General features: G+C 68.7%; 14 protein-coding genes. 2 read left to right on the top strand and 12 right to left on the bottom strand.

What is annotated here, in order from left to right:
- Positions 1 to 37: 37 nt before the first annotated feature.
- The 4 genes from BRM1_RS13965 to BRM1_RS05580 all read right to left on the bottom strand — a co-directional run bounded on the left by BRM1_RS13965 (position 38) and on the right by BRM1_RS05580 (position 3692).
- Positions 38 to 661: a hypothetical protein gene (locus BRM1_RS13965; RefSeq protein WP_223841873.1), complete on the bottom strand. Its 624-nt coding sequence runs from the start codon at positions 659 to 661 to the stop codon at positions 38 to 40.
- Between the two features lie 82 nt (positions 662 to 743).
- Entirely contained in the window at positions 744 to 2864 is a 2121-nt protein-coding gene (locus BRM1_RS05590) for a heavy metal translocating P-type ATPase (RefSeq protein WP_082142010.1), read from the bottom strand.
- Positions 2861 to 3223 carry a Cd(II)/Pb(II)-sensing metalloregulatory transcriptional regulator CmtR gene (gene cmtR / locus BRM1_RS05585; RefSeq protein WP_030014549.1) on the bottom strand — a complete coding sequence of 121 codons (363 nt, stop codon included), beginning with the start codon at positions 3221 to 3223 and terminating at the stop codon, positions 2861 to 2863. The genes BRM1_RS05590 and cmtR overlap by 4 nt, the downstream gene beginning before the upstream one ends.
- Before the next feature lie 46 nt (positions 3224 to 3269).
- Entirely contained in the window at positions 3270 to 3692 is a 423-nt protein-coding gene (locus tag BRM1_RS05580; RefSeq protein ID WP_030014548.1) for a MerR family transcriptional regulator, read from the bottom strand.
- A gap of 231 nt (positions 3693 to 3923) precedes the next feature.
- Between BRM1_RS05580 and BRM1_RS05575 the strand changes: the two genes are divergently transcribed.
- Positions 3924 to 4781 carry an arsenic resistance protein gene (locus tag BRM1_RS05575; RefSeq protein ID WP_308495846.1) on the top strand — a complete coding sequence of 286 codons (858 nt, stop codon included), beginning with the start codon at positions 3924 to 3926 and terminating at the stop codon, positions 4779 to 4781.
- A 265-nt stretch (positions 4782 to 5046) separates the two neighbouring features.
- Here BRM1_RS05575 and BRM1_RS05570 read toward each other — a convergent pair whose 3' ends face one another.
- The 8 genes from BRM1_RS05570 to BRM1_RS05535 all read right to left on the bottom strand — a co-directional run bounded on the left by BRM1_RS05570 (position 5047) and on the right by BRM1_RS05535 (position 13024).
- Complete coding sequence (locus BRM1_RS05570) at positions 5047 to 5703, bottom strand: CueP family metal-binding protein (RefSeq protein WP_223246099.1); 657 nt, start codon at positions 5701 to 5703, stop codon at positions 5047 to 5049.
- Between the two features lie 93 nt (positions 5704 to 5796).
- A complete protein-coding gene (locus tag BRM1_RS05565; RefSeq protein ID WP_202410719.1) occupies positions 5797 to 6138 on the bottom strand; it encodes a metal-sensitive transcriptional regulator in 342 nt (113 codons plus the stop codon).
- 11 nt (positions 6139 to 6149) lie between these two features.
- Positions 6150 to 8300: a heavy metal translocating P-type ATPase gene (locus BRM1_RS05560; RefSeq protein WP_268529120.1), complete on the bottom strand. Its 2151-nt coding sequence runs from the start codon at positions 8298 to 8300 to the stop codon at positions 6150 to 6152.
- Positions 8301 to 8389: 89 nt separating this feature from the next.
- Complete coding sequence (locus tag BRM1_RS05555; RefSeq protein ID WP_030014544.1) at positions 8390 to 8986, bottom strand: YdhK family protein; 597 nt, start codon at positions 8984 to 8986, stop codon at positions 8390 to 8392.
- Positions 8987 to 9137: 151 nt separating this feature from the next.
- Positions 9138 to 9479: a hypothetical protein gene (locus tag BRM1_RS05550; RefSeq protein WP_030014542.1), complete on the bottom strand. Its 342-nt coding sequence runs from the start codon at positions 9477 to 9479 to the stop codon at positions 9138 to 9140.
- Between the two features lie 49 nt (positions 9480 to 9528).
- Entirely contained in the window at positions 9529 to 11742 is a 2214-nt protein-coding gene (locus BRM1_RS05545; protein ID WP_268529720.1) for a heavy metal translocating P-type ATPase, read from the bottom strand.
- Positions 11743 to 11867: 125 nt separating this feature from the next.
- A complete protein-coding gene (locus tag BRM1_RS05540; RefSeq protein WP_030014540.1) occupies positions 11868 to 12815 on the bottom strand; it encodes a hypothetical protein in 948 nt (315 codons plus the stop codon).
- Positions 12815 to 13024 (bottom strand): heavy-metal-associated domain-containing protein, encoded by a 210-nt coding sequence (locus BRM1_RS05535; protein WP_030014538.1) that lies wholly within the window; start codon positions 13022 to 13024, stop codon positions 12815 to 12817. Before BRM1_RS05535 ends, BRM1_RS05540 begins: the two co-directional genes overlap by 1 nt.
- A gap of 151 nt (positions 13025 to 13175) precedes the next feature.
- Here BRM1_RS05535 and BRM1_RS05530 point away from each other — a divergent pair, with 151 nt between their 5' ends.
- Positions 13176 to 13613, top strand: a complete 438-nt coding sequence (locus BRM1_RS05530) for a DUF6153 family protein (protein ID WP_030014537.1) — start codon at positions 13176 to 13178, stop codon at positions 13611 to 13613.
- The last annotated feature ends 154 nt before the right edge of the window (positions 13614 to 13767 follow it).

Below are 13767 nucleotides of genomic sequence, written 5' to 3'. Positions count from 1 at the left end.
CCCCGGGGGAGTGAGGCGACTGGGCGGAAGTGCACGCTTACCCGACGTCGAGGGCCGCGAGCTGCTCCGCGCTGCCGGTGACGACGAGGCGCAGGTCGGCGTGGCTCTCGTCGATCGACCAGTCGACGAACGAACAGCAGGCGCTCTTGACCGCCACGAGGTCGTGAAGACGCTGGACGGAGTCGTCGGCTTTCGCGTAGTGGACGATGATCCGGGCGTCGCCGCGTTCGACGTCGAGGAGATATCCGTCGTCGAAGGCCCGCCATTTCTCGACCTGCTCCTTGCCGGCGTCCGGCGTGAGCGTGCAGGCGATGAGCACCGCGTTCGGCAGACCCTGCAGGGCGCTCTCGCGAACGTCCCGCGAGGCCCCACGGATGGCCGTGCGCAACTGCGCGACGGTCGGCGACCCGGCCCGCCCGTCGGGAGTCCGATACATGCGGCACGCGAGGCCGACCGGCGCACTGTCTTCGGCGAACGGGTCGACGCCGTCGATCAGTACGGTCGGGGAGCCGTGGAAGCCGAGGCGCGAGGCGTCCTCGGGTGTCTCGACCCGTTGGTGGACGACCTCCGCGCCAGATCGCCCGTCGAGGGCTTCGGCAATCTTGGAGTCGAGGATCTCCCAGTTCGGGCAGCCGTCGAAGTACTGGAGCGTGATCTTCATGGTCGTGGTCCTTTCCGTCGGCGTCGGGTCTCCTCGAGCGGCTCCCGGTTCGGGCGTCTCCCGAAGCGCTGGGCCTCGATGGTCATCGGTTCGCCTTCGTCCCGTGCGCCGGCTGGAGGTCCGAGGCTGCAGGCAGCCCTCGGCTCGCCGCGATGGGCCTGCGCGCGGCGCGTACGCCATTGAGGATGACGACGACCTCGGCAACCTCGTGGACGAGGACGACTCCGGCCAGGCCGAGCACCCCGAAGAGGGCGAGCGGGAACAGGACGACGATGATCGCCAGCGCGAGGACGATGTTGGCCGTCATGATGCGCCGGCCTCTGCGAGCATGCGCGAACGCGGCGGGGATCAGGCGCAGATCGTGGCCGGTGAAGGCGATGTCGGCGGATTCCACCGCGGCCGCGGAACCGGTGGCTCCCATCGCGATGCCCACGGTCGCGGTGGCCAGCGCGGGGGAGTCGTTGATGCCGTCGCCGACCATCGCCGTCGGCCGCGCTGCGGCCAGACCTGTGATCGCCTCCGCCTTGTCGGCTGGCAGCAGTTCGGCGCGGACGTCGTCGATGCAGGCCTGGGCGGCCAGGGCGCGGGCGGTGCGGGCGTCGTCGCCGGTGAGCATGACCGTGCCGATTCCCTGGTCGTGGAGCATGCGCACGGTCTCGGTGGCCTCGGGGCGGAGTTCGTCGCGCACGCCGATCAGGCCGGCGACCTCACCGTCGGCTTCCACCACGACGACCGTCATGCCCATTTCGGCCAGCTCGTCGGCGTCGGTCCGCAGGCCGGCCGGGGCGATCCAGCGTGGACTGCCGACCCTGACGAAACGGCCGGTGACCCGGCCGGCGATGCCGTGCCCGGCGTCCTCGGCCACCTCGCTCGCCGCCGGGGAGTCCGGCGCGGCCGCTGTGATCGCCGCCGCCAGGGGATGGGTGCTGGTCGCCTCGAGGGCCGCCGCCCACGCGAGGACGTCCTGTTGGCTGCCGCCCGGCGCGGTGCGGGTCTCGGTCACCTGCGGCTGGCCCTGGGTGAGGGTGCCGGTCTTGTCGAAGGCGACCGTGCGGATGGTGCCGAACTGCTCGAAGGCGGCCCCGGACTTGATGACGACGCCGAACCTTGAGGCGGACCCGATCGCGCTGATGACGGTGACCGGCACGGCGATCGCCATCGCGCACGGCGACGCCGCGACGAGGACGACGAGGGCCCGTTCGACCCAGGTCCACGGGTCGCCGACGACGAGCCCGAGCAGCGCGACCAGGGCCGCGGCGACGAGGACGGCAGGGACGAGGGGACGGGCGATCCGGTCGGCCAGCCGGGCGCGCTCTCCCTTGCGGGCGTGGGCCTGCTCGACCAGGGCGACGATCTGTGTCAGCGAGTTGTCCCGTCCGTCTGCGGTCGCCTCGACCAGCAGGGACCCGGACCCGTTCACCGCGCCTGCTGGCACGGGGTCGCCCGGTCCTACCTCCACGGGGATCGACTCCCCGGTCACGGCGGAGGCGTCGACGCTCGAGCGGCCCTCGGCGACCACGCCATCGGTCGGGACATGCTCACCGGCTCCGATCACGAGCAGGTCGAGTTCGCGGAGGTCGGCCACCGGCACGGTCGCGACTCCGCCCATGCGGGAGACGCGGGCGGTCTGCGGGACCAGCGAGAGCAGCGCGCGCAGTCCCTCCTTGGCGCGGTCCATCGCCCGATCCTCCAGGGTCTCGGCCAGGGAGAACAGGAAAGCCAGGGCGGCGGCTTCGGCGACGTGGCCGAGCAGCACCGCGCCGACCGCGGCGATCGTCATCAGCAGGCCGACGCCGAGCCGTCCACGGATCAGGCGGCGCACCGCGCCGGGCACGAACGTCCACGCGCCGGCCAGCAGCGCGATCCACTGGGTCACCAGCGCGGCGACGTCCAGGTCGGACCAGTCCAGCGCGTACCCGGCGACGAGGAACAGGCCGGCGACCGCTGAGGGGAGCAGGGCGAGGTCCCTCCACCACGGCGGGCGGGACTCCGGTTCCGCGCCAGGTTCCGATGGGCTCCGCGCCGGGTCTGGCCCGCAGCAGGCGTCGCCGTCGTCGTGTACCGCAGCCGGGACGGTCTCTGGCCCGCAGCAGGCATCGCCCGATGCCCTGGGTGCGTCCGTGCCGATCGGCTGCAGGGACGAGCGGCGGTTTTCCGCCCTCGGATGGCGCGGCTCGTCGACGCCGCAGCACTCATCGTTCATCGCACAGCCCCGTCGGCGTCGCAGCAGCCGGGCACCGAGCACTCCGGGTCCAAGCACGGTGCGCTCTCGTCCACCGCCAGCGTCACGTCCACGAGCGCGGTCAGGGCTGCGGCGATGTGCGGGTCGGCGATCTCGTAGCGGGTCTGCCGGCCCTCGGGCTCGGCGACGACGATCCCGCAGCCCCGCAGGCAGGACAGATGGTTCGACACATTCGTGCGCGTTAGCTCGAGCTCCCGGGCGAGTCTTGCCGGGTACCCAGGCTCATCGAGGAGGGACAGCAAGATCCGTGAGCGTGTCGGGTCGGACATGGCGCGGCCGAGGCGGTTCATGACGTCGACGCGTGAAGCAATGGTCAGCATGTACTGACCATACAGTGTTTGCTGACCGATTGGCCAGCCCGTGCGATCAGCCCTGCTGGGCAGCCGTTCCGGCGAAGGCCCTGAATGCGCACTCCGACCGGCAGGGCTCGTCACTGTCGGGGCAGCCGTCGACGTGGTCCCGCGCCTGCCGCAGCTGGTCCTGCAGCCGTGTCAGTGACCGAAGCTGTTGCTCAACGGCAGCGATCTGCTCGGCCAGCAGCGGCTGCAGCGTTGCCTTCACCCCCGTGCAGGTCCCGTCGTCGACGAGCTCGATGAGCCGGCGAATCTCGGGCAGCTCGAGGCCGAGCCGCTTCGCCGCGGTGATGAAGTCCAGCCGCTCGAGGTGGCCCTCGTCGAAGTCCCGGTACCCGTTCGGGCTCCGGTCCGCTGCGAGAATGCCGAGGCGCTCGTAGTAACGCAGCGTGCTCGCAGGCACCCCGGTGCGCTCGGAGACCTCGGAGATCTTCATGTTCCGACCATAGGGCGCTCCGGCTTGACCTTCAACCCGGGTTCAAGGTCTAGCGTTTAAAACGGCGCAGTGCATGCGCCCAGCCCGACAGAGAAGGAGACCCATGCGCGCGAGTATGGAATGGATGGTTAGGCACCAGGTCGCGCTCTACGTCGCGGGACTGGCCCTCGGGGCCGTCGTCGACTGTCCCGGCCCACGATCGCCCACCCGGCAGAGCACGCGATTCACCCGGTGCTGGCGCTTCTGCTCTACGCCACGTTCCTCAGCATCCCGTTCGGCAGGCTCGGCCGGGCATTCAAGGACTGGCGCTTCCTCACGACGGTCCTCGTCGTCAACTTCGTCCTGGTGCCGCTGGTCGTCTGGCCGCTGTCGCGGATCGTCGCCGGCGACCAGGCGCTGTTCGTCGGGGTGCTGTTCGTGCTGCTGACCCCGTGTATCGACTACGTCATCGTCTTTTCCGGCCTCGCGGGCGGCGACGAGGAGCGCCTCCTGGCGGCGGCCCCGCTGCTGATGATCGCCCAGATGCTCCTGCTGCCGCTGTACCTGTGGATCTTCATCGACGCGGAGTTCGTCGGCTCCGTCGAGTTCGGTCCCTTCGTCGAGGCCTTCGTCCTGATCATCGCCCTGCCGCTGGTCGCCGCCGCGCTCACGCAGCTCGCCGCCGCCCGATGGCGCATCGGGCGCAGGGTCGAAGAGATCGTCATGGGCGCGATGGTGCCGCTGATGGTCGCCACCCTGGCGGTCGTGGTCGCCTCGCAGGTCGCCGGGGTGAGCGCCCGGTCCGGCTCCCTGCTCCTGGCGGTGCCGGTCTTCGTCCTCTTCGCGGCCGTCATGGTGCCGGTGGGGATGCTGGTCAGCCGCGCGGCGGGCCTCGACGTGCCCGGCAGGCGCGCCGTCGTGTTCAGCGGCGCGACTCGGAACTCGCTCGTCGTGCTCCCGCTGGTGCTCGCGTTGCCCGCGGCGTTTGACCTGGCACCGCTGGTCGTGGTCACCCAGACGCTCGTCGAGCTCGTCGCCATGGTCGTGTTCGTCCGGTTCGTGCCGCTGCTGGTGCCGGAACTCGTGCCGGCTGCCGACGCGTCCGCGTAGGTTTCGTAGTCGAAGCTGCCCTCGCGCCTCAACGGGTCGGCAGGAGTCCTCGGAGGGCTGCCGCACTCCGACGGTCAAGCAATGAGCGCCTTGGCGGCGGCGAGGATGTCGATGGTCGGCCGGTACTAGGCACTGCTTGATTAGACATGCATCCATTTTGAAGGATGTCGATGCCGGCTACACGTCGACCGGATGGTGTTCGTGAAGGCGGGGCTCTCTGATCGTCGGTGATCCGCACTTCCTCGGCGTCTTCAGCATCCGGGCGTCACGTCAGTTGGAGAGTGGTTAAGCAGGTGGGGTCGTCGAGGCGGGTCGAGATGTCCTGTTTCGCGGTGCGGTCTTCGGTGCTGACCGTGAGCGTCGCATCAATACCGCGGGGCAGCCAGAGTCCGATGAATCCGTTGTCGTAAGTCGTGAGCGAATCTTCGAGGATGGTCTCGCCCGACGTCGTGTTGACCACTGTGACATCGACGTCAGTGTTGGCGAGCTCGCCGAGACAGGTAGTGAGGCTGTGGAAGTAGCACTCGTGGGTCTGCTCGAGATACGGGGCGATAGAGACGTAGAAGTCGTCCTCTGGCATCGGCAGAGTGGTTTGGTTGTTCTGATCGTCGGTGAGGACGAGTTGGTCGGGCTCGATCGAAGCCATGAGTTCGGTTGAGCGGTCTATGACCGGCATCGTGTCAAGACGCTTGATGATTTCCCGGGCGTCCAGGCCATCGAGGCCGTGGTGGGCTACCAGAGACTGATCGGATCCTGCGGAAGGGGATGGGTCAGCACCGGCGCAGCCGCTGAGCAGGAGGACGGCGCTGGCTGCCAGCGCGGTTATGGTCGCGCCGAGTCCCTGCCGGCTTCTGGAGGGTCGGATTGGTGCGGCAAGGGTAGGGGTCATATCGAGCTCTTCTCTCGGGTAGATGTTGGTCATGTCGTCAGGCCCGATCTCCGCCTCCGTCCCGCCCCGGGACCGAAGGCGGGACGATGCTCAGCTCACGCCTGCGCGGAGCGAAATCCCAAGGTGTTAGGAGCGGACGAGGCGGTTGATGGCGTCGCTGGCTTCCTGGATCTTGGCGATAGCCGCGTCCTCATCGCCTTGCTTGGCGGCGTCGAGGACGCAGTGCTTGAGGTGGTCATCGAGCAGGCCGGTCGCCACACCCTGCAGGGCCCGGGTGAGGGCGGAGACCTGGGTGAGGATATCGATGCAGTACTTCTCGTCGTCGATCATCTTCGTAATCCCCCGGGCCTGGCCTTCGATGCGCTTCATGCGGTTGCGGTAGCGGTCCTTGTCGCTGATGTAGCCGTGCTGGTGGGTCCCGGTGTCGGTCCTGATCTCGGTGCTGTCGGTGGCAGTGTCGTTGGCCATGGTTGTGTCCTTCACTTCTGGCGCTCCAGGACGGAGCGGGTGCTGGCTTCGGGGGTGAGGTCGATGCGCCGCAGCAGCTGGGCGTTGAGGGCGACAACGACGGTGGAGATCGACATCAGGATCGCGCCGACCGACATCGGCAGGACGAACCCGACGGGTGCGAGGACGCCGGCCGCGAGCGGGACGGAGATGAGGTTGTAGCCGGCGGCCCACCACAGGTTCTGCTTCATCTTCCGGTAGGCGGCCCTCGACAGCTGGATCACCGACAAGACGCTGCGCGGGTCGGAGCTGGCGAGAATGACCCCGGCCGAGGCGATGGCGACGTCGGTGCCGGCTCCGATGGCGATGCCGACATCGGCCTGGGCCAGCGCGGGGGCGTCGTTGACGCCGTCGCCGACCATGGCGACCTTCTTGCCCTCGTGCTGGAGCGCGGCGACTTTCGCGGACTTGTCCTCGGGACGAACGCCGGCGAAGACGCGGTCGATGCCGAGTTCCTGGCCGACCTCGTTCGCCACCGCTTCGGCGTCACCGGTGATCATGACGACCTCGACGCTGAGCTCATGGAGGGCGTCGACGGCATCGCGGGACTCTGGGCGAACCTCGTCGGCGAGCTTGAGGCCACCGATCACCTTGCCATCACGGAGGACGTGCAGGATGATCGCGCCCTCTGCCCGCCACGCGTCTGCCGTGTCGACCTCGTCCTGCCCGGTCTCTTCGAGCAGCCGGGGTCCGCCGACGCGGATCTCCTGGTCGGCCACCGTCGCAGTGACGCCGACCGCGGGGGAAGAGGTGAATCCGCTGGACGGCTCGAGGGTGAGGCTCTTCTCCTTGGCGGCGGTAACGATGGCCTGGGCGAGGGGGTGCTCGCTGTCGGCCTCGGCGGATGCGGCCAGGGCGAGCACCTGGTCGGCATCCATGCCTGCGGTCGGTTCGACGCCGGTGACGGTGGGCTCGCCCTTGGTCAGGGTGCCGGTCTTGTCGAAGAGGACCGCGTCGACTTGGCGCATGGACTCCAGGGCGAGGCGGTCCTTGACCAGGACGCCGCCGCGGGCGGCGCGCTCGGTGGCGATGGAGACGACCAGTGGGATCGCCAGGCCCAGAGCGTGGGGGCAGGCGATGACGAGGACGGTGATGGTGCGGATGACCGCGTCGTCGGGCAGTCCGAAGAGGGTCCAGACTGTTGCGGTGATCAGGGCGGCTACGAGGGCGAACCAGAACAGCAGGGCAGCGGCGCGGTCGGCGATGCGCTGTGCACGGGAGGAAGAGCCCTGCGCCTCAGCGACGAGCCGGTTGATGCCCGCCAGCGCCGTGTCGTCGCCCGTGGCGGTGATCTCCACCCGCAGGCCGGAGTCGGTGGCGACGGTGCCGGCGGTGACGTTCTCGCCCTCGCCGCGGGCGACGGGGCGTGACTCGCCGGTGATCATGGACTCGTCCATGTCGGCGCGGCCGTCGACGACGATGCCGTCGGCGGGGACGCTGCCACCGGGGCGGACGATCACGACATCGCCGACGCGCAGCTCGGCCGGGTCGACCTTGACGACGTCGTCGCCCTCGATCCGCTCGGCCTCATCGGGCAGCAGCGCGGCCAGGGAGTCCAGCGCCGAAGTGGTCTGGGCCAGGGAGCGCATCTCGATCCAGTGGCCCAGCAACATGATGACGATCAGCAACGCCAGCTCCCACCAGAACTCGAGCTCGTGATGGACGAGCCCGAGAGTGGCGGCCCAGGAGGCGAGGAACGCGACGGTGATCCCGAGCGCGATCAGCAGCATCATCCCGGGCTGGCGGCTCTTCAGCTCGCTGACGGCACCGGTGAGGAACGGGGTGCCGCCCCAGGCGTACATGACGGTGCCGAGCACTGCGGCGACCCAGCCCGCCCAGCCGGGCACCGAGTAGCCCAGCAGCATGGCGAACATGGGAGAGAACGCGACCACCGGGATGGCGATGACGAGGTTGATCCAGAACAGTCGACGGAACTGGCCGACGTGGTCGCCGTGGCCCGCATGACCACCATGGCCACTGCCGTGATCGCCGTGCCCGGCATGGTCGCCGTGTTCCATGGTGTGGCCTTCGTGCTCGGCATGCGAGTCGTCAACGTGGCCGGACTCGGTGGTCTCGTCGGCGACGTCGCCGTGGTGATGGTGATGCGTGGTCGGGTCCGTCATTGCTCTTCGCTTCCCCTCGTTCTTCCCCGGTCTTCCCTTCGATCGGGTCGTGTCTCGCCGCGGACCCTTCAGGGCCCGCGGCGGCCGGCTCAGGAGGCCGGCTTGATCTCGCTCTCGACGACCCACTTGTGGTTGGTCATCTTCATGCCGTCGGACTCATAGTCGACCATGTAGACGGTCTCGTCGGTGGAGGAGGCGATGGTCGCCTTCGCGCCCTTCATGCCCTCCATGTGCTCCGCTTCCAGCGTGACCTCGGTGCCGTCGGCCACTCGCTGGTCTCCGGCATCCTTGATCTCCTCCTGCACGACCCACTTGTGATCCTTGACCGGATCCCCGCCGGTGGTGGGCGTGAAGTTCACCGCGTAGGTATAGGTGTCGTAGGCCCCGGCGATCGTGGCCGGTGCGCCGTCCATGCCCTCCATGTGATCGGCGGTGAGCTTGACCTCGGTGCCGACCGGATACTTCGGCGACGCGGCCTTCTCGATGCCCTCGGGGGCGGGGCCGCCGTCCATCGGATGCTCCATCCCGCCGCTGTCAGAACTGCTGCCACTGCTTCCGTGGCCCTCGTGCTGGCTGGTCGACGAGGGGGTCGCTTGGTCCTGGTCTCCTCCGGTGCTGCAGCCGGAGAGCACGAGTGCTCCGCCGAGCACTCCTGCGGCGACGGTGGTCATGAGGCGCTTGCGCATCAAGTCTCCTATCCATTCATTGTAGTCCGATCAACATTATACCCCTATGGGGTATAGGTCAAATATCGATCGGTGGGCGTGGAATCGCTCAGCTTCGATCCAGTCGCCCCGGGCAGCAGTAGTAATACTGCAGCCCCGGGGCATCGAAGGATCAGGCCATGTTGGCGGCGTACTTGGCTGGATCGGAGTCGAAGGTCGGTCCGCAGCCTGGGCAGCAGAGCCAGTAGCGCTGCCCGTCGTAGTCACGGAAGAGGCCCTTTTCTTCGGCGTCCTGTTTGTTGACCGGATTGCCGACCATGACGGGGCAGGTGGTCATGTCGTCGCTTCCTTCGACGAGAAGGTTTTCGCGATGGCCGGAATTCGCGGCGTGGTTCTCTGCGCCGGTCGTGCCGCAGCAGCCGGATCCTGCGCTGACCGGTGCCTCGGCTGCGGATGTCTCGGTTGCGGGGGAGGTGCTGCAGCAGCTGGTGGGTGCCTGGTCTTCGATTCTCATTCTCGGTGGATGCCTTTCGTGTGTTCGGATGATGGTTGGTTCTGCGGCGTCACTGCTTGGCGACGCTGCGGAACCCGCGCAGGCGGAGGCTGTTGCCGACGACGAAGACGCTGGAGAACGCCATCGCCGCGCCTGCGAGCATGGGGTTGAGCATGCCCAGCGCCGCGACCGGAATGGCCGCGACGTTGTAGGCGAAGGCCCAGAACAGGTTCGACTTGATCGTGCCCAGGGTCCTGCGGGAGAGCCGGATCGCGTCGACCGCGGCCCGCAAGTCGCCCCGCACGAGGGTGATGTCGGAGGCCTCGATGGCGACGTCGGTGCCGGTGCCCATCGCCAGGCCAAGGTCGGCCTGGGCGAGGGCGGGGGCGTCGTTGACGCCGTCGCCGACCATCGCGATGACCTTGCCCGCGTCCTGGAGGCGGGTAACAACATCCACCTTGTCCTTGGGCAGGACCTCGGCGATGACCTTTTCGATGCCGACCTCGGCGGCGATCCGCTTGGCCACGGCCTCGTTGTCGCCGGTGAGCAGGACCGGGGTGAGGCCCAGGTCTTTCAGGCCCTGGATCGCCTCGGCGCTGGTGGGCTTGACGGCGTCGGCGACGACGAGGATTCCGCGGGCCTGTCCGTCCCAGCCGACGGCGACGACGGTCTTGCCCTCGTCCTCGGCTGCGGCCTTGGCGGCGGCGACGTCGGAGGAGAGGTGCTGCGACCAGTCGGCCAGCAGGGACTCCCGGCCGACGAGCACGCCGCGGCCGTCGACGACTCCCTGGACGCCCTTGCCCTCGATGTTCGCGAAGTCCTCGGGAGTGGGCAGCTGCCCGATCTCCTGGACCGCGCCCTTGGCGATGGCCTGGGCGATGGGGTGCTCGGAGGCGTCCTCCAGAGCGCCTGCCAGGCGGAGCAGCTCGGCGCGGTCGACGCCGGGCTCGGTGATCGCCTCGACCAGGGTCATCTTGCCGGTGGTGACGGTGCCGGTCTTGTCGAGGACGATAGTGTCGACCTTGCGGGTGGATTCGAGAACCTCGGGACCCTTGATCAGCACGCCCATCTGCGCGCCGCGACCGGTGCCGACCAGCAGGGCGGTGGGAGTGGCCAGGCCGAGGGCGCAGGGGCAGGCGATGACGAGGACCGCGACCGCTGCGGTGAAGGCGGCGGAGACGGGGAACCCGGCACCGAGCCACGCGCCGAGGGCGATGACCGAGATGGCGATGACGATCGGAACGAACACGCCAGAGATCCGGTCGGCCAGGCGCTGGACCGCGGCCTTGCCAGTCTGGGCGTCCTCGACGAGCTTGGCCATCTGTGCCAGTTGGGTGTCCGACCCGACGCGGGTCGCGCGGATGACCAGGCGGCCGCCGGCGTTGACGGTCGCGCCCGTGACCGGGTCGCCGGCGACGACCTCGACTGGCACGGACTCTCCGGTGAGCATGGACGCGTCCACGGCCGACGTTCCGGAGGCGACGGTGCCGTCGGTGGCGATCTTCTCACCTGGGCGGACGACGAACTCGTCGCCGACGGCCAGATCGGAGGTCGGGATCTTGACCTCGGCCCCATTGCGCAGAACCGAGACTTCCTTCGCGCCGAGCTCGAGCAGGGCGCACAGCGCGGCACCGGCCTGGCGCTTGGAGCGCTTCTCGAAGTAGCGGCCGGCGAGGATGAACATCGTCACCCCGGCCGCGGCTTCGAGGTAGATGTTGCCCGCGCCGTCGGAGGGAGCGATGGTGAACTCGAAGGGATGCGTCATGCCTGGCGTCCCGGCGGTGCCGAGGAACAGGGCGTAGAGCGACCACAGGAACGCCGCGGTCGTGCCCATGGAGATGAGGGTGTCCATGGTCGCGGTGCCGTGGCGCAGGTTGGTCCACGCTGCCTTGTGGAACGGCCAGGCCGCCCAGACGATCACCGGTGCGGCCAGGGCCAGGGAGGCCCACTGCCAGTAGGTGAACTGGAGCGCAGGAACCATGGCCATGGCGATCACCGGGACGGTGAGCACGATTGCGCCGATGAGGCGGTGCTTGAGCGATGTCAGCTCGGAGTCGGGAGCCTCACCATCGTCCGTGGTCGGGCCCGACGGCGTCGCGTCCTTGGGCTTGGGCATGGCAGCGGTGTAGCCGGTCTTCTCGACCTCGGCGACCAGCAGGGCGGGGTCGTACCCGTCGGGCACGGTGACCTTGGCCTTCTCGGTGGCGTAGTTGACCGTGGCGGAGACACCGTCGAGCTTATTGAGCTTACGCTCGATCCGGTTCGCGCAGGAGGCGCAGGTCATCCCGCCAATCTCGAGCTCGATGCCGGCGTCCGCGACTAGCGGCGCTTGGGTGTTCGCTGCAGCTTGGGTGCTCACCGCGTGTCCTTTCCTGTTGCTTCTTCGTCGACGGACTGGCCCTTTGGGGATCAGTGGCCGCCCGAGTGTGATTCGTCGTCTGCCTGGGTGCCGTCGCCGTGCCCGGCGTCGACCACGAACTGTGCGGTGCGGACCTTGCCGTCGATCTGGAAGTCCAGGTACAGCAGGTATCGGCCGGCGGTGGGGACCTCGGCGGCGAAGCTGACGTCTGGTCCTCCGGTCGACCCCGCTTGGGGTTCGTCGCCGGCGGGGTGCACGTGCAGGTAGGCCAGGTCACCCTCGCGCAACGCGACCAGGTGGCCAAATGCGCCGAGGTACGGCTCGAGCGCGGTGACCGGCTTGCCGTTGCGCTCGACGGTGGCCGTCAGGTCGCTCGTGCTCCCGGCGTTTAATTCTCCGTCCAGGGTGACGGTGTACCCGTCGACCTCGTCGGTGCGCGAGACCGTCGCCTCGACCGGGGCGTAGTCGCCGGCGACCTCGACGGCACGGGTGAGCGTGACGCCCTCGGCGTCCTTCCCGGCGGGGGTGAAGTCGGCGTAGACGCGGTAGGTTCCTGCCTCGTCCCAGTTCCACGACGGCACCGACCAGGTGCCGGTGGCCTCGTCCAAGTCCGGGTGCACGTGGCGGAACTGCGTCCCGTCGGTGCGCACCACGATCAGGTGAAGATCCTTCTCATGAGTCCTCGTGTACTCCGTCACCGGCTTCCCGTCCTCATCGAGGATCCGGAAGCTCAGTTTGCCGGCATCATTGGTGCCTGATGGGGCCGTGACGGGAGAGAGGACGTAGCCGGCAGCGCTGGCCGAGACGCCGTTCATCGCGTGCTCCATGTTCTGCTCCTCCGTGTCCCCGTGACCCTCGCCGTGCGAGCCCGTGTCGCTGCTCTTGGCCCAGGCGGCCAAGACGCTGTCGGGGACGACGACGCCGGCGAGCCCGAAGGCCGCGCCGAACGCCACCACCAGCCCAGCGCCGTAGGCCGCGAGCCTGACCGGTGCCTTCATCAGACGCGAACCGCCGTATAGCCGGCTTCCTCGACCGCGGCCAGGACCTTCGCGTCGTCGACCTCGCCGGAGGCGGAGACGACGAGCTTGCCGGTCTGCGCGCTGACCTGGATATCGGTGACGCCAGAGATCTCGCTGACCTCCTCGCGGACCGACATCTCGCAGTGCCCGCAGGTCATGCCCGTCACCTGGTACTCGTTCGCAGTCATCGCATAACCTCCTCAATTTGGGTACCCCCGGTGGGTACCTGTGTGAGTGCAACCGTATACCCCTGACGGGTATTCCCGCAAGGGGATGCGGACTCGCCGCTGAATGATCCCCACGTGTCGAGGGGATACACCACCGGGGTATGCTGGGGCTGTGGAGACCGCGACCGATGAACCCTGCCGCAGCCGGCACTGGCTGCAGCTGATCATTCTTACGGCGCTGCTGATCACGGGTCTCCTCGGCATGCACGCGCTGGTCGGCGGACCGGCAGCGGCGACGACCCCCATGGCGTCGCCGGCTCACGCGTCCTCGCAGTCGCCCGGCATGACGGGCATGACGTCTATCGCCTCCATGTCGAGCGCGACCGGAGCACAGGGTCCGGTGCACGGCTCCGGAGGCTGCGCAGACGCCATGAACAGCGGCGACTCCACCTGTGTCTCCGCGCCTACGACCCAGAGCATTCCGGCCCTCCCCGTTCCGTCCGTCGCAGCTGTGCCCACACTCGTCTCTGCGCCCATGCCGTCGTCGCCGTCCGAGACGCCCCGCCGGTTCGCGCTGACGCATCTGGAGCTGTCGATCTACCGAACGTGAGCACTGAGGAGCGCCGATGCGGCGCTCCTCAGTCAGCCACCTCGGCGGGTCCACGACCCTGCCGTGCCTGCCACGACACCGTGTCCCAAAACGCTGGCCCATCTTCCGGGCCCAGGCGGCTCTGTGCCTCCGATCACCCGTGTTCGTCGAGCGC

Source organism: Brevibacterium sp. BRM-1 (genome assembly GCF_026802075.1).
GTDB lineage: Bacteria > Actinomycetota > Actinomycetes > Actinomycetales > Brevibacteriaceae > Brevibacterium > Brevibacterium rongguiense.
This window is presented reverse-complemented; position numbering and strand designations above follow the sequence as displayed.